We start from the raw sequence: 20,511 nt of genomic DNA, 5'->3' as shown, positions 1-20,511 counted from the left end.
CTCCGGGGGGGCAACATAGTCCGGCTGGCCCGCCAGCCATGCGAGATCGTCGATGCTGGCGCGGATCGGGACGTTCCACGGCGCGTCATAGGGCCCCTCTTCCAGCAGGCCGCGCCAGATGGGGAATGCGCGGTCGGGACGCTCGTTCTGGATTTGCAGAAGCCCCAGAAGATATCGGCCCTGCGGCAGGGACGGATCCATCTGCAAGGCCCGGGCAAGCACCTTCTCGGCCTCGGGCGTGATAAGCCCGCCCGCCGCCTCGGTCATCATGGCCGAGAGACGCAGCAATTCGTCGGCGCTTACCTTGTCGCCGCGCAGATCGACCAGTTTCTGCTGCGCTTCGCGGGCCGCGACGGGATTCCCGACGCGCATTTCATTGGTGGCAAGCAGGATCAGGCCCTGCGGATCGTCCGGCTTCTTCGCCACGGTCTCCCGCAATTTCTCAAGCAGTTCGGCATATTCCTGATCGATCTCGGGCGCGGGGGTTTCCGGTGCGTTGGCCTCTGCCTCGGTCTGGCTTGGCCGGTTGGCATAGATGGTCGAGGCCGTCGCGATTCGTTCCGAAAGCGGCAGATCCGGCATGCTGGGCGCGCCCTGATACAGATACAGCCCGATCGCGCCGGCCAGCAGCAGCGCCAGCACCGCGCCCGCGCCGATCATGCCGCCGCCGCTGCGCAGGGGGCGGGCGGCATTCAGCCTGCGGTCGGCTTCAAGCACCTTGCGGCCGATCTCTGTCCGCAGGCGTTCGGCTTCCTCCGTGCCGATCACGCCGCGATCAAGGTCGCGTTCGACCTCGCGCAGCTGATCGCGATAGACCCGCAGATCGAATGCCGCAGCCGAGGGCGCGTCCCTGTCGCGCATCCGCTGAAGCGGAGCGGCAATCGCCAAGGCGATCACCAATACCAGAGCCGCGCATATCAGCCAGAACATTCCCGCATCCTTATCCCTTCCGAAGCGGATTACCCGGTTTCGGGCGCGCGGAAAAGTGAAACCGCGATGACAAGCTCGTGCGGGCGTGTCGCATTTTGCCGCGATCTGCCGCAAGATGCGTTGTAAGATGGCACCGCTCGGGACAATCTGAGCCGCGATTCACAAGGGGGACCCATGGCTATCGCATCCGCACCGCGCTCCGGCCGTTATTCGGTTTTCGCCATCGCCCGCGAGGCGCTGCGCCAGCATCAGGGCTGGCATCGCGCATGGCAGAACCCTCAGCCGCGCGACCGTTATCAGGTCGTCATCGTGGGGGCCGGCGGGCATGGTCTGGCGACGGCCTATTATCTTGGCAAGAATTTCGGGATCACCGATGTCGCGGTGATCGAGAAGGGCTGGCTGGGCGGCGGCAATACCGGGCGGAATACCACGATCATTCGCTCGAACTACCTGCAGGATCCCTCCGCCGCGATCTATAACAAGGCGCTGCAGCTTTATGAAAACCTGTCGCAGGACCTGAATTACAACGTCATGTTCAGCCCGCGCGGCGTCATCATGCTCGCCCAGACCGAGCATGAGGTGCGCGGTTACAAACGCACCGCCTATGCGAACCACCTGCAAGGCGTGGCGACCGAGTGGATCGAGCCTGCGCGCGTCCGGGAACTGGTCCCGATCATCAATCTGGAGGGGCCGCGCTATCCGGTGCTGGGCGGGCTGTATCAGGCGCGCGGCGGCACGGCGCGGCATGATGCGGTGGCCTGGGGCTATGCACGGGCGTGCAGCGACATGGGCATGCATATCATCCAGAACTGCGAAGTGCAGGGGATCGAGGTGGATGGCGGACAGGTCCGCGCGGTGAATACCTCTAAGGGCCGGATCGGCTGCGGCAAGCTGGCGCTGGTGGTGGCGGGGCATTCCAGCCAGCTTGCCGAGATGGCGGGGTTCCGTCTGCCGATCGAAAGCGTGGCCTTGCAGGCGCTGGTATCCGAGCCGATCAAGCCCTGCATGGATGTCGTCGTGATGGCGAATACCGTTCACGGCTACCTGTCGCAATCCGACAAGGGCGAGATGGTGATCGGCGGCGGCACCGACGGGTTCAACAATTTCACCCAGCGCGGGTCGTGGCATCATGTCGAGGAAACCGTGCGCGCTCTGGTGGAAACTTTCCCGATGATCTCGCGGCTCAAGATGCTGCGGCAATGGGGCGGGATCGTGGATATGACCGGCGACCGCTCTCCGATCCTGTCGGCGACTCCGGTCGGTGGCGTTTTCGTCAATTGCGGATGGGGCACCGGCGGATTCAAGTCGATCCCCGGTTCGGGCTGGGCGATGGCGGAACTTGTCGCCAATGGCACACCCGGCCCGCTGGCTGCCCAATTCGGCCTGAACCGCTTCCGCGAAGGGCGCTTCATCGATGAATCCGTTGCGGCGGGAGTGGCGCATTGATGGCGCTAAGTGAGTTCCGGGGGATTTCCCATGGATTGCGGGGTGCCCGGCATGTTTCGGCCGGGGCCGGGCGATATCTGCCGGAAAATGTTTCCTTTCCCGAATTTCATACGCGGGACCGGATCGGAAGACCTGGATGGGAACGTGCCGATATAAGCGATTTTGCGCTGGATCCGCGCCGGTTCTTTGGCTGGCCCATCGGGAAACGTGACGAAAACAGCTGTATCCGCCCGCCGCATGAGCAGGAAAAGACCGCATATGGCGCCCGTTCCGTGATGCAGGCCGGTATCTGGATTTCCATTGAAAATCCGGGTTTTTCATTATGATGCGGGCCTATTGCATGTCTTTCGATGGGGCGAGGTCCGGTAGCCCGCGTCATCCGGTTGGCAAGGTTCCGCGCATGGCGATTTCTTCTGGAACTCCTTGGGCAGGCTGTGAATTGATCCGTTGTCAACCATGCCAACGGAAGGGACAATTATGGCTGAAGGTAACAAGAACGGACTCTATATCATCATCGGCGCCGTTGTGGTCGTCGTTTTGCTGCTGTTTGTCTTCATGGGCGGCGGTGGTGAAGGTGGCGGCGATGCCGCGGTCGATGATCCGGCAGCAACCGCTCCGGCAGAGACCGAAGCTCCTGCAGATGCTCCTGCAGACGGTGCTGCGACCGACGCACCGGCAGCTACCGAGTAAGCGTGATCCCTGGGGGAAAACCTCCACTGAATCACCAGAGGTTTTGCAGAGCGGCGTGAAACACGGCATGGCATTCTGGGATGCCGGTCGGATCGCGTCGCTCGCGGGGATCGGGGGCGGATGGCCCCCGGTCCCTTTCTTTACCGCTTGTCCCTCGGGGTGCCGGTCATGACCCGCGATCCCGGTCTTGAGGCCCAGCTTCCCGAAGATCTTGGCCAGCCGGACGGGCTGCACAGCCGCCCGATGTTCGGCGGGCTTTGCTTCATGCTGAACGGGCATATGCTTTGCGCCGCGCGCGCGGGCCATGCGATGTTCCGCGTCGGCAAAGAGGCCGAGGCGCAGGCGCTTGCCTTTCCCGGCACGTCGCGCATGTCGCATGCAGGCCGCGAAAAGCCCGGCTTTGTCTGGTTATCCGGCCCTCCGCTTTCCGATGATGACATCCGTCAGGGCCTTGCCCGGATGGCGTTGACCCATGTTTCCACCTTTCCTCCCAAGGATTGCTGAATGCTGATACTGACCTGTCCCTATTGCGGTGTTCAAGCCGAGGAATCCGAGCTTCATCCCGGTGGCGAAGCGCATCTGAAGCGTATCGGGCCAGATGGCAATGACGAAGAGTTCGAGGCCTATCTGTTCGCCCGCAAAAACCCCAAGGGCGTGCATTTCGAACGCTGGCGGCATGCCTATGGCTGCGGGAAATGGTTCCTCGCCGCCCGCGATACCGCGACATTGCAGGTCTATGGCACCTATCGCGCCCAGACCACGCAGCCGCCGCAGGAGATCATCGACAAGATCCGCAAATCCCGCCCCGACTGGCAACCTGACTGGTCCCCCGAGCAAGATTGGCCATCCGAGAAAGGCAGCGCCCAATGACCTATACGCCTCCTTTCCGTCTGGCCCGGGGTGGTCGCCTGATCGACCGCGCCTTTCAGCTTCCGTTCCGCTTCGATGGGCGTCATCTGCGTGGGGTTCAGGGTGATACTTTGGCCTCGGCCCTGCTGGCCAATGGCCAGATGCTGATGGGCCGTTCGTTCAAATATCACCGCCCACGCGGGCCGATCGCCAGTGGCGCCGAGGAACCCAATGCCCTGTTCGGCCTTGGTCAGGGCGGACGGTTCGAACCGAACCAGCGGGCCACAACCACCGCCTTGATTCCCGGCATGGTTCTGGGCAGCCAGAATTGCTGGCCCTCGCTGGACGCCGATATCGGGGCGGTGAACAACTTGCTGTCGCCGATGCTGCCGGCGGGGTTCTATTACAAGACCTTCATTCACCCCCGCCCGTTCTGGAAACATCTGTTCGAGCCGATCATCCGCCGCAGCGCCGGGCTTGGCCGCGCTCCGAAAGAGCGTGACCCGGACAGTTACGAGCAGGCATATGGTTTCGCCGATCTCGTGGTCGTCGGAGGCGGGATATCCGGCCTGACCGTCGCCCGCGACGCCGCCGGGAACGGGCAGCGCGTGATCGTGCTGGAACAAGGTCCGGAATGGGGCGGTCGCACCCCCGCCGATCATACCAAAGGGACCGAGGCGATCGACGCTCTGCTTGCAGATCTGCGTGGGCGCGATAATGTCACCCTGCGCCGCAACTGCATGGCGACGGGGCTTTACGATCACGGTTATCTGCTGGCGCGCGAGGCTCTGGCCGATCACGATCCCAATCAGGGCATTCCCCGGCAACGCCTGTGGCGTATCCGCGCCGGGCATGTGATCACGGCGACAGGGGCGCTTGAACGGCCATTGTCATTCGCCTGCAACGACGTTCCGGGCATCATGCTGGCCTCGGCCATGCGGGATTTCATCAGCGAATACGGCGTGGCCCCCGGCCAGCGGATCGTTGTCGTCACCAATAACGATGACGCTTATCGCACCGCCCTGACGGCCTCGGATGCGGGGCTTGACGTGGTTGCCGTAATAGACGCCCGCCCCGACGCCTCTGGCGAATTGCCGCAGGCGGCGCGCGCCCGGAATATCCCGGTCCTGACCGGCACGGCCATCGCCAAGGTCAAGGGCAGCCGCCATGTCGAAGGGGTGGCGCTGTGCGATCACGCAGGCGACGGCACGATCACCGGCAGTGTCGAATGCGACGCGGTGGCCATGTCCGGCGGCTGGTCCCCGGTGGTCCATCTGTGGAGCCATTGCGGCGGCAAGCTGATCTGGGACGAGGCTGATGCGATGTTCCGCCCCGATCCCGACCGCCCGCCACTGGGTGCGGGTGGTCAGGGAATGGTCACGGCCGCGGGTGCCGCGAATGGCGATCTGCTTTGTGCGGGCGATATGGACCTGCCTGAAGCCGAAACCATGCCGGTCTGGGTCATGCCGCAGAATGCGCCCTATAAGCTGCGCTCGAAAATGTGGCTGGATTTCCAGAATGATGTGAAGGTCTCGGATGTCGAACTGGCCGCGCGCGAGGGCTATGCCAGCGTCGAGCATACCAAGCGCTATACCACGCTGGGTATGGCGACCGATCAGGGCAAGGTCAGCAATATCAACGGCCTTGCGGTGCTGTCGAAGGCATTGAACCAGCCCATCCCCGCAACCGGCACCACCACCTTCCGCCCGCCCTATACGCCGCTGACACTGGCCACCATCGCGGCGGATGCGCGGGGTGAGGCATTCCAGCCGCTGCGCAAGACGCCCATGCATGACTGGCATCAGCGTCACGACGTCTCATGGGAACCGGTGGGCCAATGGCGCCGCCCCTATTGCTATCCGCGCGGGGCCGAGGATCGTCACGCCGCCGTCAACCGCGAGATCATGGCGGTGCGCGAAAGCGTCGGCACGCTGGATGCCTCGACCCTTGGCAAGATCATCGTCAAGGGGCCGGATGCCGGACGCTTCATGGACATGCTGTACACGAATATGATGTCCAATCTGAAACCCGGTCGATGCCGCTATGGCCTGATGTGCAGCGAGAACGGTTTCCTGATGGATGACGGCGTGGTTGCGCGGCTGTCGGACGACACATGGCTGTGCCACACCACGACCGGCGGGGCCGAGCGTATCCACGGCCATATGGAAGACTGGCTGCAATGCGAATGGTGGGACTGGCAGGTCTATACCGCCAACCTGACCGAGCAATATGCCCAGATCGCCATCGCCGGACCCAAGGCCCGTACCTTGCTTGAACGGCTGTCCGGCAATATCGACCTGTCCGCCGAAGCCTTCCCCTTCATGAGCTGGAAAGAGGGCGAGATCGCCGATATTCCCGCCCGGATTTTCCGCATCAGCTTTTCGGGCGAACTCAGCTACGAGATCGCGGTGCCTGCCTCGCGCGGGCTGGACCTGTGGCAGAAACTGCACGAGGCCGGGCATGATCTGAACATCACCCCCTATGGCACCGAGGCGATGCATGTCATGCGCGCGGAAAAAGGTTTCATCATGATCGGCGACGAAACAGACGGCACGATCATTCCGCAGGATCTGGGGCTGCAATGGGCGATCTCGAAGAAGAAAGCCGACTATATCGGCAAACGGGCGCAAAGCCGCAGCCATATGCGCGATGGCAGCCGCTGGCAGCTGGTGGGGCTGGAAAGCCTTGACGACCGTGTTCTGCCCGATGGCGCCTATGCCGTGGATGAGGGCAAGAACGATAACGGGCAGCGCAAGACGCAGGGCCGCGTGACCTCAAGCTATTACTCGCCCACGCTGAACAAGCCCATCGCCATGGGGCTTGTCCGTCACGGGCCGGAACGGATGGGACAGGTTCTGGAATTCCCGCTGCCCTCGAATGAGGTGATGAAGGCGCGGATCTGCGAGCCGGTCTTCTTCGACAAGGAAGGGAGCCGTCTCAATGGCTGATGCACTCGCCACGATCACCCGCCGCAAAGGGTTCGGCATGATCACCATCCGCGCCGATCTTGAGCGTGCGGGCGATGCCATCGCCGAGGCCGCCGGTCTACCCATTCCGCAGGCGATCTGCATCACCAGGGATGGCAGCCGCAGCCTTGGCTGGATGTCTCCGGATGAATTATTGCTGCTTCTTCCTGTCGCCGAGACCGCCAGGGCCGTGCAGGCGCTGGAACAGGCGCTTACCGGCGAACATGCACTGGTTGCGGATGTCTCGGATGCGCGCGCCGTTTTCGATATCACTGGCCCCCATGCGGGCGATGTGATCGCCAAACTGTGCCCTGCCGATCCCGATGCGCTGCCCCGCGACGGCCTGCGCCGCACCCGCGCTGCGCAAACCGCCGTCGCATTCTGGCACATCGGAAACGGCTTCCGCATGATCGGCTTTCGCTCGACCGCCGATTATCTCGACCGGATCCTGAACAACGCGGCGACCCCGGGCAGCCAGCTTGCCCCGGGCTGAGCGTCTGGCACTTCTTCTTTGTCCAAATACCTGTCGGGGTTGACGGCTGTCATGCGGCTGGTTCAAGTACCTTCCGCAGACGAGGCAGCTTGCCGCCGCTTTCAGACGGGGCCATATGACAGAACTTCTGGACTCTTTGACCAAAGGCAATCGCCGGGCGCTGTCCCGTGCGATCACCCTGATCGAATCGACCCGCCCCGATCATCGCGAACAGGCGGTTGAACTGCTGTCGCAACTGCCGCCGCGTCAGGCCCTGCGCATCGGCATGTCGGGAACGCCGGGTGTCGGCAAATCGACTTTCATCGAGGCTTTCGGCATGATGCTGACCGAACAGGGGCACCGGGTTGCTGTCCTTGCCGTCGACCCGTCCTCGGCGCGGTCGGGGGGCTCGATCCTTGGCGACAAGACCCGGATGGAGCTGCTGTCGCGCAATCCGATGGCGTTTATCCGGCCCACGCCCTCATCCGCGGAACTGGGCGGCGTTGCCCGGCGCACGCGGGAATCGATCCGCTTATGCGAGGCGGCGGGCTATGACGTGGTGCTGATCGAGACGGTCGGCGTCGGCCAGTCCGAGACGCTGGTGGCCGAGATGTCCGATCTGTTCATCCTGCTGCTTGCCCCCGCCGGCGGGGATGAGCTTCAGGGCGTCAAGCGCGGTATCATGGAGATGGCCGATCTTGTTCTGGTGAACAAGGCTGATGGCGATCTTCTTGCCACGGCGCGGCGGACTTGCGCGGATTATGCCGGTGCGCTGCGCCTGCTGCGCAAGCGCCCGCAGGATCCCGAGCGTTTCCCCAAGGCGCTTACGGTTTCCGCCGCGACGGGGGAGGGGCTGCGCAAGGCATGGGACGAGATGCAGCAACTGGCCGATTGGCGTCGCGAGAACGGGCATTTCGAGGCGACCCGTTCGGCACAGGCGCGACACTGGTTCATGGCCGAGTTGCGGGCCGGTTTGCTTGCGCGGCTGGATCAGCCTGAAATCAAGGCCGAATTGCAGCAATTGGGGGACGCGGTTGCGGCGGGCGATATGACGCCGGGGCTTGCGGCAATGCGGATGCTGGACCATCTGAACAGGGGGCAGGGCGGTTCCCGGGAATAAACGCCCGATTTTGCGCCCCATACCGCCCGCGAATCGGGTAGAAACGGGATAAGGAAGGAAACTGCCATGCTTGACCTGCCCGAACCCGAAACGCTTTATGCCGCGCTGCTGGCCCGCAACCCGGCCTATGAGGGCCGCGCCTATGTCGCGGTCACGACAACCGGCATCTTCTGCCGCCTGACCTGCCCGGCCCGCAAGCCGCGCCCGGAAAACTGCCGCTGGTTCACGCATCCTGCCGAGGCGGAGGCCGCCGGTTTCCGGCCTTGCCGCCGCTGTTTCCCGTGCGGTCCCACTGCCGACGGCGACCGGATCGTGTCGCGGTTGATGGCTGAACTGAAAGCCGATCCTGCGCGCCGCTGGTCCGAGGGTGACCTGGCGGAGATGGGGCTTGACCCCTCGACCGTGCGCCGAGCCTTTCGTCGCCATTTCGGCCAAAGCTTCCTGCAGATGGCGCGCGAATTGCGGCTACGGGGCGGCATGAAAGCATTGACGGAGGGATCAGCGATGATCGACGCACAACTGGATGCCGGATTCGATTCGGCCTCGGGGTTCAGGAACGCTTTCGCGCGGCTGTTCGGCCACAAGCCGCATGTGCTGCGCGGCCCCGCCGATCTCAGGGCCGACTGGATCGATACGCCGCTTGGCGGGATGATCGCGATTGCCGATGACGAGGCGCTGCACTTGCTGGAATTCATCGACCGCAAGGCGCTGCCGGAAGGGCTGCGGAAGCTGTCGGGCTTTGTCGGCGGGCGGATCGGACTGGGCCGCAGCGCGGTCATTGATCGGGTCGAAGCCGAGCTGAATGCCTATTTCGAGGGGAACAATCCCCGGTTCTCCGTGCCCGTTCAGCTTCACGGAACCGATTTTCAACGCCGCGTCTGGCAACAATTGCGCCGGATCCCTGCGGGCGAGACCTGTAGCTATGCCCAGCTTGCCGGTGATATCGGTCAGCCCACCGCAACCCGCGCCGTGGCCCGCGCCAATGCCACGAATCGCATCGCGCTTGTGGTGCCATGTCATCGGGTCATCGGCGCGGACGGCACCTTGACCGGTTATGCCGGGGGGCTGTGGCGCAAGGAAAAGCTGATCGAAACCGAACGGGCTTATGCCGCCTGAACACATGGCGCCGCGCTGTTCTGAGAAAAGGTTAATCAAATGCGTGACTTACATCAGCCGGGAAATCCACTGATCCTGTTCAATATCTGGGATGCCGGATCGGCCAAGGCTGTCGCCGAAGCGGGCGCAAAGGCGCTTGCGACCGGCAGCGCCTCGGTCGCTGGTGCGCTTGGCTATCCGGACGGAGAAGCGGTGCCGCTAGAGGATTTGCTGCATGTTGTCGCCCGTATCCGCGCTGTATCGGATTTGCCGCTCAGCGTCGATTTCGAGGCGGGATATGGCGAAACGCCGGAACAGGTCGCGGCCAATGCCGCGCGATTGGAGGAGCTTGGCGTTGCCGGGATCAATCTGGAGGATGGCATTCCGCCCAACAAGGGCATCCGCCCCGCCGCCGAACATGCCGGGCGAATCGCGGCGATACGGGCACGCACCGGGCTGTTCATCAATGCCCGCACCGATCTGTTCCTGAGGAACCCTTCCGAAGATCACGCCGCATTGCTGCCGGAGGCATTGGAACGGTCCGGGATCTATCATCAGGCGGGCGCGGACGGTTTCTTCGCGCCAGGACTGATCGCCCCTGAATTGATTGAAGAATTATGCCGTGAATGCGCATTGCCGGTGAATATCATGGTGTCTCCGGCGGCTCCTTCACTTGCCGAACTGGCGCGGCTGAACGTGGCGCGGGCCAGTTTCGGACCTTTCCCTTGGCGTGATGCGATGGCGGGATTGACGCAGGCGGCGCGGAATCAGATAAGCTATGGGACTTGACGCGGGGGGCGGTCCGCTATAATCACCCGCGAACGGATTTTCGGGCGCAGCGGGGCTGCGCCCCTTCACATTGGGCCGAACCCCATCCCGGGAAAGCCCGCCAAAGCTGAGACGAAGGATTATCACCATGTCGCGCGTCTGCGAACTGACCGGTAAAGGCCCGATGACCGGTAACAATGTCAGCCACGCCAACAACAAGACTCGTCGCCGGTTCCTGCCGAACCTGAACGAGGTCACGTTGACGTCTGAAAAAATGGGCCGCAGCTATTCCCTGCGTATTTCTGCCGCCGCCCTGCGCTCGGTCGATCATCGCGGTGGTCTGGACGAGTTTCTGGCCAAGGCGAAAGATGCCGATCTGTCGGCCCGCGCCCTGAAGATCAAGCGCGAGATTTCCAAGCTGGACGGTCCGGCCGAACTGCAGGCCTGATTGCTGCCTTGAACGGCTGCGTCTGCCCCGCTTTGGCGGGGCGTTTGCGTTTGTGGATGCCGCGCTGGGCTGACATTCGGCAGGCGGTGGACATATCGCCATATACTCTTCCGCTGCGACAGATTGGGTGCTGCCTGTCGCAGGATGATCCGTTAAACTGCCCGTTATGATATCCGCCCTGCGCCTTGTTCTGGTTTTCTGTCTGGCCCTGACCGGGATCGGTCTGGGGATAGCGCGGGGGACCGTGCAGAATGGCGGGCAGGTGGTGATCTGTACAGGCGATGGCGTTGTGATCCGCCATCTGCCCGGCGCTGCGGGAAAATCGGTGGCGCATATCTGCCCCGACATGGCGCTGTCATTTCTTGATGCAACGGCGGGCGCCGATATCCTGATCACGCGCGATGCCGGGCAATATCGGCCCATACCGCGTCCGGGGAGCTTGTCAGAGCATTCACGATCGGTGCCGCTGGCATCGGCGCGGGATCCTCCGTCCGGGTTGACGACGACCTGATCCGATTATCCAACCCAGGAAGGAATGATGAATGAAAACGCTAATTTTCGCAGCCTCTGCGGCCATGCTTCCCTATGCCGCGCTGGCTCATGACGGTATGGCCGTCACGGATGCCTATGCCCGTGGCGCAAATCCCAAATCCGGGGCGGCCTTCATGCTGCTTGAAAATCACCGCAAGGTCGATTGCACGTTGTCGGACGTCGCCTCGGATGCGGCCGAGCGGGTCGAGTTGCACAGCAACAGCGAGGTGGACGGCGTGATGAAGATGGCGCCAATCCCTGACGGGATCACGATCCCCGCGGAGGGCGAAGAGCTTCTGGCACGCGGCGGCAATCACGTGATGATGATGGGGCTGAAAGCGCCGCTGGAGGACGGACAGTCGATCAAGATGACCCTGGATTTCGGCGAATGCGGCACGGAAGAGGTCGAGATACCGGTCGATAACCAGCGTTCCGGGGATTCCGCTGCCGATGATATGGGCGATCATCAGCACGGGCATGAGGATCACTGATCCGGTGGCGCAGGCGGCGGGCGGGGCCATGACCCCCGCCGCCGCCCGTGCTACATGCCTTGGTGTCGCGCAGGCTTCCGCGCCGCATAGGCCCCCGGTGCTGCACAAGAGGCACGCTTTCCTGCGGGTGACGCGCGATAACGCTTTGTCGAGTTGCAAGAATGCGCAAAATCGGGATAGTGTTTCCCCGAGGCCGATAATCTGAGCAGTTTACAGGAATTATATATCATGAAACGCCGTCAGTTGATGTCGCTGGCCCTGCCGCTGATCGCCGCTCCGTCTCTGGCGCTGTCGCAGGCCGCTCCGGAAGCGCCCGCTGCGACGCAGCCCCGCGATCCCTATTCTCCGACCCAGGTCGCGATCCGCGACGATTTCGAGGTGGGCAGCATCGTCGTGGTCAGCAAGGATTTCTTCCTTTATCACGTTATCGCGCCGGGCAAGGCGATCCGCTACGGGGTGGCCGTGGGCAAGAATGAACTTGTCTGGAAAGGCAAGGCGACTGTCGGCAAGAAGGTCGAATGGCCAAGCTGGCGCCCCACGCAAGAGATGATCCAGCGCGATCCCGCCGCCTACAAGAAATACGAAAACGGGATGCCGGGCGGACCGACAAATCCGCTGGGTGCGCGGGCGCTGTATCTGTATAACGCCCAGGGGCAGGATACCGCGATCCGTATTCACGGCACGACCGAGCCGGGATCGATCGGGCGCGCGGTTTCCAATGGCTGCCTGCGGATGCGGAACGAGGCGGTGATGAGCCTGTTCGATCAGGTGCCGTTGGGAACGCCCGTCTACGTATTCTGACATCGCATTGCCGATAACGCTGACTCATGTTCTCGATCCTGCCTTTGCCGGGGTCGATGATATCATCGACGTCCGCTCCCCCTCGGAATTCGCCGAGGATCACCTGCCCGGCGCGATCAACCTGCCGGTTCTGGACGATGACGAACGCGCCCGGGTCGGCACGATCTACAAGCAGGTTTCGCCATTCGATGCGCGAAAGCTGGGTGCCTCGTTGGTGGCTGCCAATGCCGCGCGGCATCTGCGCGAGGTGCTGGCGGACCGGGATGGCGGCTGGAGGGCCATCGTCTATTGCTGGCGGGGCGGGCAGCGTTCGGGCAGTTTTGCGGGTATTCTGAAACAGATCGGCTGGCGTATCGATACGATCGAGGGCGGCTATAAATCATGGCGCGCGCTGGTGGTGGACCGGGTGCAGAACGGACCTGTCGCCGCGCCGGTCGTGGTGCTGGACGGCAATACCGGCAGCGCCAAGACCGCGATCCTGCAACGGCTGGCGGCGCGGGGCGTTCAGGTCATCGATCTTGAGGGTCTGGCGCGGCATCGGGGCAGCCTGTTCGGGGCCCTTGCAGGCGGACAGCCCAGCCAGAAACGCTTCGAGGGGCAATTGGCCATTGCCATCGAAACTCTGGATCCCGCGCGACCGGTTCTGATCGAGGCCGAAAGCAGCCGGGTTGGCGATCTGTTGATTCCAAAGGCCCTGTGGCGGGCCATCTGCGCCGCTCCCCGTATCCGGCTGGAAGTTCCGCTGCATGAACGCGCCGCCTATTCGGTTCGCGATTACGGCGATGTGGTGACCGATCCGGCACGGCTATGCGCGATCACCGCCTTGCTTGCCCCGCTGCATCCCGCCGCGCGGATCGAGAACTGGCAGGCACAGGCACAGAACGGGGATTGGCGCGGCCTGGCCGAGGGGTTGATGCGGGATCATTACGATCCGCGCTATCTCAGGCACCGCCTGCGCTATGCCGGGCGCGAGAAAGCCGTTATTCCGCTGGATGATCTGCGTGATCTCGAACTTGCGGCAAGCAGGGTCGAGGCGGCATTGGGTCGCGTGATCGGGTGAAGGCAGGCCGCGATATCCGGTGCCGGAGCCTCCGGCGGAGGTATTTGGGCAAAGAAGAAGCGGATTTGGGCGGTTCTGTGACCTATGGGGCCGTGTCGCGCAGATAGGTGCGGAGCAGCTTTTCCAGCTTTGTGGCGCCGAGCGGGGCCATGGCTTTGGTATGATCGTGGCTGATCGCCTCGTTGCTGAGGCCCGCGCCCATATTGGTGATGACCGAGATCGCCGCGCAGCGCAGCCCCAGGAAGCGCGCGAGGATGATCTCGGGGACGGTGGACATGCCGACGGCATCCGCTCCTAGGATCGTGGCGGCGCGGATTTCGGCCGGGGTTTCGAAGCTGGGACCCGAGAACCAGCAATAGACGCCCTGCGGCAGGTCGATCTGCGCTTCGGTTGCGGCGCGGGCAAGCGCCTCGCGGATCCCGGGATCATGCGCATCGGTCAAGGGCACGAAGCGGGCATCGGTCTTCTCGCCGATCAGCGGGTTGGTTCCGGCGAAGGCGATATGATCGCTGAGCATCATCAGCCCGCCCGGCTGGATATCCGGGCGCAGCGAGCCTGCCGCATTGGTCAGGATCAGCTTTTTCGCGCCAAGCGCCGCCAGGGTCTCGAGCGGGAGCCGCATCGCATCGGCGCGTCCCGATTCATAATAATGCGAACGCCCTCCGAATACGGCGACGCGGCGGGTTTCGAATTCGCCGACAACCAGTCGCGGCACATGTCCCGAGACGCCGGCATGGGGAAAACCCGGCAATTCGTCATAGGGGATCGCCACGCCGTCGACCGCGCCCGACAGATGACCAAGGCCCGAGCCAAGGATCAGCCCGTATTCCGGCGGCTCGGCCCCGGCGCGGTCGCGGATCAGGGCGGCGAGTTCAACGCTCTTTGACATAGGGTTCGCCTCCGGCGCGGGGGGGAATGGCGCGGCCGACGAAGCCGGCAAGGATGATGACGGTCAGGATATAGGGCAGCGCGTTCATGAACATCGACGGCACCGTGATCAGCCCCATATCGAGGTCGGGATAACGGTTCGCAATCGCCTCGAGCAGTCCGAAGAGGAAGGTCGAGAACAGCGCGGCCCATGGTCTCCATTTGGCGAAGATCAGGGCGGCCAGCGCGATGAAACCGCGCCCTGCCGTCATTTCCTTGACGAAGCCCGCCGAAAGGCCGGTTGCCAGATAGGCCCCGGCCAACCCGCAGAGGATGCCGCAGATGGCGATGGCTGCGAAACGCAGCCGCGTGACCGAAACGCCCGCCGTATCGACCGAGGCGGGGTTTTCGCCCACCGCCCGCAGGCGCAGGCCGAAACGGGTGCGGAACAGTACCCACCATGTCAGCGGAACCAGCGCGAAGGCGACATAGACAAGGATCGAATGGCCCGAGATCAGGTCCGCATAGATCCGCCCCAGTACCGGGACATTCCGCAATGTATCGGCAAGCGGAAGGGTGATCTCGCCGAAGCGGCCTTCGCCGGTCAGCGACGGGGTCCGGCCGCCAAGGCCGAAAAACCGCTGCCCCATCAGGATCGTCAACCCCGAGGCAAGGAAATTGATGGCGACGCCGGCGATAAGCTGATTGCCCCTGAAGGTGATCGAGGCGATCCCGTGGATGGCGGCCAGCGCCATCGAACCGCCGATCCCCGCAAGCAGGCCAAGCCACGGATTGCCGGTCACGGCGGCCACGGCGGCAGAGGAAAAAGCCGCCATCAGCATCTTGCCCTCCAGCCCGATATCGAACACGCCCGAGCGTTCCGAATAGAGGCCGGCAAGGCAGGCAAGCAATAGCGGCGTCATCAGGCGGATGGCGGAATCGAGGATCTGGATGATGGTGGCGAAATCCATGCTCAGCTCCTTTCCGTGGCCAGACGGAAGGCGACATAGGTCAGGAACATGCCCAGCGCGGCCTCGATCCAGCGGCGGGCGCGGTCATAGGCGTGACGGAAAGGAGAAGAGGACAACAGCACGGCATAGGCCCCGTGACCTGCCAGCGACAGGGCGAAGGCTCCGGCGATGAAAAGCGCCAGCACCGGCAATGGCGCGTTATTCGTGGCTCCGACCGTGGCGATGGCAAGCCAGAAGACGATGGCTTTGGGATTGGTGATCTGCATCAGGTAGCCCGCGGCGAAAGACCGGATTTGGCCCGTGGGGCGGCCGATCGCGGCCACCGCCACTTTCGGAGGCTGCGACGCGCGGCGGAACGCCTTCAGGGCCAGCCAGAGAAGATAGGAGATCCCGGCGATGCGGATGATTGTGGATAGCCACGCCACCCGTTCCATCAGCAGGCCCAGCCCCTGCGTGGTTGCCAGTGCCAGACAGGCCGCGCCCAAAGCAATGCCGAAGGCGGCGGCAACCGCGTTCGCACGGCCCTGCGACAGGGCGATGCCAAGCAACAGGGCGACACCCGGGCCGGGGGAGGCGACGGATACCGCCTGTATCGCATAGGCCGCGCCGAAACCCGGCAGATACGGAATAAGCCAATCCATCACGCGCGCCCCTTTTTCCGCAGGGCAAGGAATATCCGTTCCAGCGGCATCCGCACCATATTGTCGAGCGCGCCGGTGAACAGGATCACAAGGGCCTGAATCACCACGATCAGTTCACGCGGAATCGTGGTCCACAGCGCAAGCTCGCCCCCGCCCTGATACAGGAATCCGAAAAGCAGCGCGGCCAGCAGCACGCCAAAGGGATGGTTGCGGCCCATCAGGGCGACGGCGATGCCGATGAAGCCCGCGCCCTCGACGGCGTTCAGCACCAGACGCTCGGCCTCGCCCATCACATTGTTGATCGCCATCAACCCGGCCAGGCCGCCCGAGATCAGCATCGCGATCACGGTAATCCGGACCGGCGAGATCCCGGCGTAAAGCGCCGCGGGCTCCGAGCGGCCAAGCGCGCGAATCTCGTATCCCAGCCGGGTGCGCCAGATCAGCAGCCAGACCAGAACGCAGGCAATCAGGGCGATGAAGAACGTGATGTTGACGGGCGTGTTCTTGCCCCATTCGATCCCGATCATGGCGGCCATTTCCGATAATTGCGGCAGATGGGCGCCAGCCGGGAATCTGGCCGTGGCGGGATCCTGACTGCCTTGGGGACGCATGATATTGACCAGCATGTAGTTCAGCAGGGCCGCGGCGATGAAGTTGAACATGATCGTGGTGATCACGATATGGCTGCCGCGCTTCGCCTGAAGGATCGCCGGGATAAAGGCCCAGGCCGCGCCGAACAGGGCCGCCCCGATCATTGCTGCCGGCAGGGCGACGCCCCAATGCGGCCAGGGCAGAGCCAGACAGATCAGGGCCACGCCAAGCCCGCCGATCATCGCCTGCCCCTCGCCGCCGATATTGAACAGGCTGGCGTGATAGGCCACTGCGACTGCCAGACCGGTAAAGATGAAATTCGTCGTGTAATACAGGGTGAAGCCCCAGCCATAGCTGGAGCCAAGCGCCCCGGTGACCATGGTTTTCAGGGCCATCCACGGGCTTTCCCCGATGGCCAGAATGACAAGCGCCGAGATTGCCATGGCCAGGATCAGCGAGATCAGCGGGGTCAGGATCACATCCGCCCATTTCGGCATCTTGTCCATCAGCCTGCCCCCCCTGCCTGTTCATCCGGCAATTCCTGGACATGCTTTGCTTCCGGTGGAATGCCTTCGCTGGCGTCGTGTCTTTCGGTATCCGTGACACCGGCCATCAGCAGACCCAGTTCGCCGGTCGTGGTTTCCGAGGGCAGACGCTCGCCCATGATGCGCCCGTCGAACATCACCGCGATACGGTCGGACAGCGCAAGGATTTCATCCAGCTCGACGCTGACCAGCAGAATAGCCTTGCCGGCATCGCGCAGCTCGATAATGCGCTTGTGAATGAACTCGATGGCGCCGATATCGACCCCGCGGGTGGGTTGCCCGACCAGAAGCAGATCGGGATTCCGCTCGATCTCGCGGGCGACGACGATCTTCTGCTGATTGCCGCCCGAGAAATTCCGCGCTGCCAGATGCGGGTCGCGGGGGCGGATGTCGAAACGCTCCATCTTTTCCTGCGCATCCTGCTGGATCGCGTTGTTATTCATGAACAGGCCGGAATTATATTGGGCGGCATGGTGATATCCGAAGGCGCTGTTCTCCCATGCCGCGAAATCCATGATCAGGCCCTCGGATTGCCGGTCCTCGGGGATATGGCCGATGCCGCGGGCGCGGCGGGTGGCGGCATCCGATCTGGTGCCGGTCAGGTCCAGTTCCTGCCCGTTCATCCTGATCGATCCGGTGATCGTCGAGCCTTTCTCGGGATAGCCGCCCAGCAGTTCAAGAAGCTGGGTCTGCCCATTGCCCGATACGCCGGCGATGCCGAAGATTTCGCCTGCGTGGATATCAAAGCTGACATTTCGCAAACGCTGAACCCCTTCATCGTCGGCCAATTGAAGGTCACGGACCTCCAGCACCGGCTGGGCGGGTTTCGCGGGGGATTTCTTGACATTCAGCAGAACTTTGCGGCCAACCATCAGCTCCGCCAGTTGCTCGGGACTGGTTTCCGATGTCTTGACCGAGGCGACCATTTCACCCCTGCGCATGACGCTGACATTATCGGTGATCTCCATGATCTCGCGCAGCTTGTGGGTGATCAGGATGATCGTCTTGCCCTCGGCCTTCAACCCTTCGAGGATCCGGAACAGGTGATCCGCCTCGGCCGGCGTCAGGACCCCGGTCGGTTCGTCAAGGATCAGGATATCGGCCTGCCGATACAGGGCCTTGAGGATCTCGACCCGCTGCTGATGGCCCACGGACAGCTCTTCGATGGTTTCATCGGGATCGACATTCAGCTGATACTCGGCGGCAAGCTGTTTCAGCACGCCGCGCGCCTTGGCCAGCGAGGGACGCAGCAATTTTCCGTCCTCAACCCCCAGAATGATGTTTTCCAGCACGGTGAAGTTCTGCACCAGCTTGAAATGCTGAAACACCATGCCGATCCCCGCGCGGATCGCCGTCAGGCTGTCGGTGACGTTCAACGGCTGGCCGTTCACCAGGATCTCGCCGCTATCGGGCTTGTAGAACCCGTAAAGGATCGACATCAGGGTGGATTTGCCCGCCCCGTTTTCACCGATGATGCCATGCACGGTGCCGCGGGCGACCTTGAAGGAGATATTCTTGTTGGCCTGAACCGGTCCGAAGGATTTGCTGATCCCCCGCAGTTCGATCGCCGGGGAAGAGGCCGTCTCCGGCCTCTTCGCCTTGTCAGTCATGCCGGGCATCAGAAGGACAGGGCCGGGCAGGTATTGTCGGAATAATAATCATGCACCTCGATTTCACCCGACTGGATCTGCTGAGACACTTCGTCGACGCGGGTCTTCATCTCTTCGGTGATCAGATCCTTGTTGTTGTCGTCAAGCGCATAGCCCACGCCGCCTTCGGCTAGGCCCAGAACCTGCGCCCCGGTTTCCAGATTCTCGCCGGCGGTGAAGGCGTCGTAAACGGCATTGTCCACACGCTTGACCATCGAGGTCAGCACCTTGCCCGGATGCAGGTGGTTCTGGTTGCTGTCGACGCCGATTGACAGGATATCCGCATCGGCGGCGGCCTGAAGCACGCCGATCCCGGTGCCGCCGGCTGCGGCATAGACCACATCCGCGCCCTGCGAAATCTGCGCCTTGGTCAATTCGCCGCCTTTCACCGGATCGTTCCATGCCGCCGGGGTGGTACCGGTCATATTGGCAAGGATTTTCGCATCGGCCTCCTGATGTTTCACGCCCTGCGCATAGCCGCAGCCGAATTGCCGGATCAGGGGAACATCCATGCCGCCGATGAAGCCGACGGTCTTGGATTCCGACGCCATGGCCGCCAGGACTCCGACGAGGAAACTGCCTTCCTGTTCGGCGAACATGATGGATTTGACATTCGGCTGCTCGACCACGGCGTCGATGATGACGAATTTGGTTTCGGGGTAGTCGGGGGCGACCTCTTCAAGGGTGTTGCCAAAGGCAAAGCCGGTCATCACGATCGGATTTGCCCCGGTCTCGGCCAGACGGCGCAGGGCCTGTTCCCGCTGCGCCTCGGATTGCATCTCCAGTTCCTTGTAGCTGCCGCCGGTCTCCTCGGTCCAGCGTTGCGCGCCATTATAGGCGGCTTCGTTGAAAGATTTGTCGAACTTGCCGCCCAGATCGAAGATCAGTGCCGGATCGGCCAGCGCCGCTCCACCCGCGACGGCGGTGACTGCGGCGCTGGCCATCAGCGTTTTCATGAAAGACATACAGATAACCCCATCCTGTTGTGGCGGGCGATTCAACGCGCCCGCATGATGGATCGATTAGGACGCATTGCCCGGAACTGGTCAACCGCCTTCTTGCCCATTTCCTTGCGTAACGGGGGTGGGATTCGCAGTGTTTCGGCATCCCTGCCGTTCAGCCCGGCAGGTTCAGCCGCAAGATCAGGGCATCCAGCCCCGGCGCGTAATAATCCGGCCTGCGCCCCGCCTGTTGCCAGCCCAAAGCCGCGTAAAGCGCCTGTGCAGGCTGATTGTCGGATGCCACTTCGAGAAACAGATGCTCGGCATCTTTGGCCTGTGCCGCAAGACCGAATTCCCGCACCAAACCGCGACCGATGCCCTTTCGCCGCGCGGCGGGATCGACCGCGAGGGTCAGCAATTCCGCCTCATCCGCGATTGCGCGGCCAAGCAGGAAGCCGTTCGGGCGGGTCAGAAGGAAACAGCCGCGGGTTTCCAGAAGCGCGGCGAATTCATCCGCGCTCCACGGCCGGGGAATGGTGAAGCAGCGGGCATGCAGCGCCGATAGCTGGCCGGGGGTCACGGCAGGATGACCGGAGCGGGATCCCGTGGCGGCGCGGCATCCGCGGGACGCAGATAGAT

At 63.2% G+C, this 20,511-nt stretch carries 23 protein-coding genes; 15 read left to right on the top strand and 8 right to left on the bottom strand.

The features are described 5' to 3' along the window. Positions 1 to 930, bottom strand: a 930-nt coding sequence (gene ccmI / locus D3P04_RS22570; protein WP_119752141.1) for a c-type cytochrome biogenesis protein CcmI, incomplete at its 3' end; no start/stop codon positions are given. Positions 931 to 1,104: 174 nt separating this feature from the next. On the opposite strand from ccmI, the gene D3P04_RS22565 reads away from it, so the two are divergent. The 15 genes from D3P04_RS22565 (at position 1,105) to mnmH (ending at position 13,667) form a co-directional block, all read left to right on the top strand. Then, positions 1,105 to 2,376 carry a sarcosine oxidase subunit beta family protein gene (locus D3P04_RS22565; protein WP_119752140.1) on the top strand — a complete coding sequence of 424 codons (1,272 nt, stop codon included), beginning with the start codon at positions 1,105 to 1,107 and terminating at the stop codon, positions 2,374 to 2,376. Further along, complete coding sequence (locus D3P04_RS22560) at positions 2,376 to 2,702, top strand: hypothetical protein (protein WP_119752139.1); 327 nt, start codon at positions 2,376 to 2,378, stop codon at positions 2,700 to 2,702. Before D3P04_RS22565 ends, D3P04_RS22560 begins: the two co-directional genes overlap by 1 nt. A 151-nt stretch (positions 2,703 to 2,853) precedes the next feature. Continuing rightward, positions 2,854 to 3,066 carry a hypothetical protein gene (locus tag D3P04_RS22555; protein ID WP_119752138.1) on the top strand — a complete coding sequence of 71 codons (213 nt, stop codon included), beginning with the start codon at positions 2,854 to 2,856 and terminating at the stop codon, positions 3,064 to 3,066. 168 nt (positions 3,067 to 3,234) lie between these two features. Then, a complete protein-coding gene (locus D3P04_RS22550) occupies positions 3,235 to 3,570 on the top strand; it encodes a TfoX/Sxy family protein (protein ID WP_182912976.1) in 336 nt (111 codons plus the stop codon). Then, positions 3,571 to 3,936: a sarcosine oxidase subunit delta gene (locus tag D3P04_RS22545; RefSeq protein WP_119752136.1), complete on the top strand. Its 366-nt coding sequence runs from the start codon at positions 3,571 to 3,573 to the stop codon at positions 3,934 to 3,936. Beyond that, positions 3,933 to 6,863 carry a sarcosine oxidase subunit alpha family protein gene (locus D3P04_RS22540; RefSeq protein ID WP_119752135.1) on the top strand — a complete coding sequence of 977 codons (2,931 nt, stop codon included), beginning with the start codon at positions 3,933 to 3,935 and terminating at the stop codon, positions 6,861 to 6,863. The genes D3P04_RS22545 and D3P04_RS22540 overlap by 4 nt, the downstream gene beginning before the upstream one ends. Next, on the top strand, positions 6,856 to 7,374 hold the full coding sequence (locus tag D3P04_RS22535) for a sarcosine oxidase subunit gamma (RefSeq protein ID WP_119752134.1): 519 nt from the start codon (positions 6,856 to 6,858) through the stop codon (positions 7,372 to 7,374). Before D3P04_RS22540 ends, D3P04_RS22535 begins: the two co-directional genes overlap by 8 nt. A 115-nt stretch (positions 7,375 to 7,489) precedes the next feature. After that, positions 7,490 to 8,473: a methylmalonyl Co-A mutase-associated GTPase MeaB gene (meaB, locus tag D3P04_RS22530; protein WP_119752133.1), complete on the top strand. Its 984-nt coding sequence runs from the start codon at positions 7,490 to 7,492 to the stop codon at positions 8,471 to 8,473. Positions 8,474 to 8,539: 66 nt separating this feature from the next. Further along, positions 8,540 to 9,589, top strand: a complete 1,050-nt coding sequence (locus D3P04_RS22525) for a bifunctional transcriptional activator/DNA repair enzyme AdaA (protein ID WP_119752132.1) — start codon at positions 8,540 to 8,542, stop codon at positions 9,587 to 9,589. Positions 9,590 to 9,628: 39 nt separating this feature from the next. Then, positions 9,629 to 10,357 carry an isocitrate lyase/PEP mutase family protein gene (locus D3P04_RS22520; protein WP_119752131.1) on the top strand — a complete coding sequence of 243 codons (729 nt, stop codon included), beginning with the start codon at positions 9,629 to 9,631 and terminating at the stop codon, positions 10,355 to 10,357. A 127-nt stretch (positions 10,358 to 10,484) separates the two neighbouring features. After that, entirely contained in the window at positions 10,485 to 10,784 is a 300-nt protein-coding gene (gene rpmB / locus D3P04_RS22515; RefSeq protein ID WP_119752130.1) for a 50S ribosomal protein L28, read from the top strand. A 166-nt stretch (positions 10,785 to 10,950) separates the two neighbouring features. Then, the gene (locus tag D3P04_RS22510) at positions 10,951 to 11,295 is read left to right on the top strand and encodes a hypothetical protein (RefSeq protein ID WP_119752129.1); all 345 of its coding nucleotides are present in this window, start codon (positions 10,951 to 10,953) and stop codon (positions 11,293 to 11,295) included. 31 nt (positions 11,296 to 11,326) lie between these two features. Next, complete coding sequence (locus D3P04_RS22505) at positions 11,327 to 11,806, top strand: copper chaperone PCu(A)C (RefSeq protein ID WP_119752128.1); 480 nt, start codon at positions 11,327 to 11,329, stop codon at positions 11,804 to 11,806. A gap of 228 nt (positions 11,807 to 12,034) precedes the next feature. After that, positions 12,035 to 12,607, top strand: a complete 573-nt coding sequence (locus D3P04_RS22500) for a L,D-transpeptidase (RefSeq protein ID WP_119752127.1) — start codon at positions 12,035 to 12,037, stop codon at positions 12,605 to 12,607. Between the two features lie 7 nt (positions 12,608 to 12,614). Further along, positions 12,615 to 13,667 carry a tRNA 2-selenouridine(34) synthase MnmH gene (gene mnmH, locus D3P04_RS22495; RefSeq protein ID WP_119752126.1) on the top strand — a complete coding sequence of 351 codons (1,053 nt, stop codon included), beginning with the start codon at positions 12,615 to 12,617 and terminating at the stop codon, positions 13,665 to 13,667. An 82-nt stretch (positions 13,668 to 13,749) separates the two neighbouring features. Here mnmH and D3P04_RS22490 read toward each other — a convergent pair whose 3' ends face one another. From D3P04_RS22490 to D3P04_RS22460, 7 genes are all read right to left on the bottom strand, one after another. After that, the gene (locus tag D3P04_RS22490; protein WP_119752125.1) at positions 13,750 to 14,556 is read right to left on the bottom strand and encodes a purine-nucleoside phosphorylase; all 807 of its coding nucleotides are present in this window, start codon (positions 14,554 to 14,556) and stop codon (positions 13,750 to 13,752) included. Continuing rightward, positions 14,540 to 15,505: an ABC transporter permease gene (locus tag D3P04_RS22485; RefSeq protein ID WP_119752124.1), complete on the bottom strand. Its 966-nt coding sequence runs from the start codon at positions 15,503 to 15,505 to the stop codon at positions 14,540 to 14,542. Before D3P04_RS22485 ends, D3P04_RS22490 begins: the two co-directional genes overlap by 17 nt. 2 nt (positions 15,506 to 15,507) lie before the next feature. After that, on the bottom strand, positions 15,508 to 16,146 hold the full coding sequence (locus tag D3P04_RS22480) for a LysE family translocator (protein WP_119752123.1): 639 nt from the start codon (positions 16,144 to 16,146) through the stop codon (positions 15,508 to 15,510). Beyond that, positions 16,146 to 17,243, bottom strand: coding sequence for an ABC transporter permease (locus D3P04_RS22475; RefSeq protein ID WP_119752122.1), 1,098 nt, complete (start codon positions 17,241 to 17,243; stop codon positions 16,146 to 16,148). Before D3P04_RS22475 ends, D3P04_RS22480 begins: the two co-directional genes overlap by 1 nt. Continuing rightward, the gene (locus D3P04_RS22470) at positions 17,243 to 18,892 is read right to left on the bottom strand and encodes an ABC transporter ATP-binding protein (RefSeq protein WP_119752143.1); all 1,650 of its coding nucleotides are present in this window, start codon (positions 18,890 to 18,892) and stop codon (positions 17,243 to 17,245) included. The genes D3P04_RS22475 and D3P04_RS22470 overlap by 1 nt, the downstream gene beginning before the upstream one ends. Positions 18,893 to 18,900: 8 nt before the next feature. Further along, entirely contained in the window at positions 18,901 to 19,896 is a 996-nt protein-coding gene (locus tag D3P04_RS22465; protein ID WP_119752121.1) for a BMP family lipoprotein, read from the bottom strand. A 151-nt stretch (positions 19,897 to 20,047) separates the two neighbouring features. Next, positions 20,048 to 20,452, bottom strand: coding sequence for a GNAT family N-acetyltransferase (locus tag D3P04_RS22460; RefSeq protein ID WP_119752142.1), 405 nt, complete (start codon positions 20,450 to 20,452; stop codon positions 20,048 to 20,050). Between the last annotated feature and the right edge of the window lie 59 nt (positions 20,453 to 20,511).

The organism is Paracoccus onubensis (assembly GCF_003591515.1).
GTDB classification, from domain to species: domain Bacteria; phylum Pseudomonadota; class Alphaproteobacteria; order Rhodobacterales; family Rhodobacteraceae; genus Paracoccus; species Paracoccus onubensis.
This window is presented reverse-complemented; position numbering and strand designations above follow the sequence as displayed.

Coding starts and splice junctions, on each gene's coding strand:
- D3P04_RS22565 (WP_119752140.1), top strand. CDS start 1,105: ATGGCTATCGCATCCGCACCGCGCTCCGGCCGTTATTCGGTTTTCGCC.
- D3P04_RS22560 (WP_119752139.1), top strand. CDS start 2,376: ATGGCGCTAAGTGAGTTCCGGGGGATTTCCCATGGATTGCGGGGTGCC.
- D3P04_RS22555 (WP_119752138.1), top strand. CDS start 2,854: ATGGCTGAAGGTAACAAGAACGGACTCTATATCATCATCGGCGCCGTT.
- D3P04_RS22550 (WP_182912976.1), top strand. CDS start 3,235: ATGACCCGCGATCCCGGTCTTGAGGCCCAGCTTCCCGAAGATCTTGGC.
- D3P04_RS22545 (WP_119752136.1), top strand. CDS start 3,571: ATGCTGATACTGACCTGTCCCTATTGCGGTGTTCAAGCCGAGGAATCC.
- D3P04_RS22540 (WP_119752135.1), top strand. CDS start 3,933: ATGACCTATACGCCTCCTTTCCGTCTGGCCCGGGGTGGTCGCCTGATC.
- D3P04_RS22535 (WP_119752134.1), top strand. CDS start 6,856: ATGGCTGATGCACTCGCCACGATCACCCGCCGCAAAGGGTTCGGCATG.
- meaB (WP_119752133.1), top strand. CDS start 7,490: ATGACAGAACTTCTGGACTCTTTGACCAAAGGCAATCGCCGGGCGCTG.
- D3P04_RS22525 (WP_119752132.1), top strand. CDS start 8,540: ATGCTTGACCTGCCCGAACCCGAAACGCTTTATGCCGCGCTGCTGGCC.
- D3P04_RS22520 (WP_119752131.1), top strand. CDS start 9,629: ATGCGTGACTTACATCAGCCGGGAAATCCACTGATCCTGTTCAATATC.
- rpmB (WP_119752130.1), top strand. CDS start 10,485: ATGTCGCGCGTCTGCGAACTGACCGGTAAAGGCCCGATGACCGGTAAC.
- D3P04_RS22510 (WP_119752129.1), top strand. CDS start 10,951: ATGATATCCGCCCTGCGCCTTGTTCTGGTTTTCTGTCTGGCCCTGACC.
- D3P04_RS22505 (WP_119752128.1), top strand. CDS start 11,327: ATGAAAACGCTAATTTTCGCAGCCTCTGCGGCCATGCTTCCCTATGCC.
- D3P04_RS22500 (WP_119752127.1), top strand. CDS start 12,035: ATGAAACGCCGTCAGTTGATGTCGCTGGCCCTGCCGCTGATCGCCGCT.
- D3P04_RS22490 (WP_119752125.1), bottom strand. CDS start 14,556: ATGTCAAAGAGCGTTGAACTCGCCGCCCTGATCCGCGACCGCGCCGGG.
- D3P04_RS22485 (WP_119752124.1), bottom strand. CDS start 15,505: ATGGATTTCGCCACCATCATCCAGATCCTCGATTCCGCCATCCGCCTG.
- D3P04_RS22480 (WP_119752123.1), bottom strand. CDS start 16,146: ATGGATTGGCTTATTCCGTATCTGCCGGGTTTCGGCGCGGCCTATGCG.
- D3P04_RS22475 (WP_119752122.1), bottom strand. CDS start 17,243: ATGGACAAGATGCCGAAATGGGCGGATGTGATCCTGACCCCGCTGATC.
- D3P04_RS22470 (WP_119752143.1), bottom strand. CDS start 18,892: ATGACTGACAAGGCGAAGAGGCCGGAGACGGCCTCTTCCCCGGCGATC.
- D3P04_RS22465 (WP_119752121.1), bottom strand. CDS start 19,896: ATGTCTTTCATGAAAACGCTGATGGCCAGCGCCGCAGTCACCGCCGTC.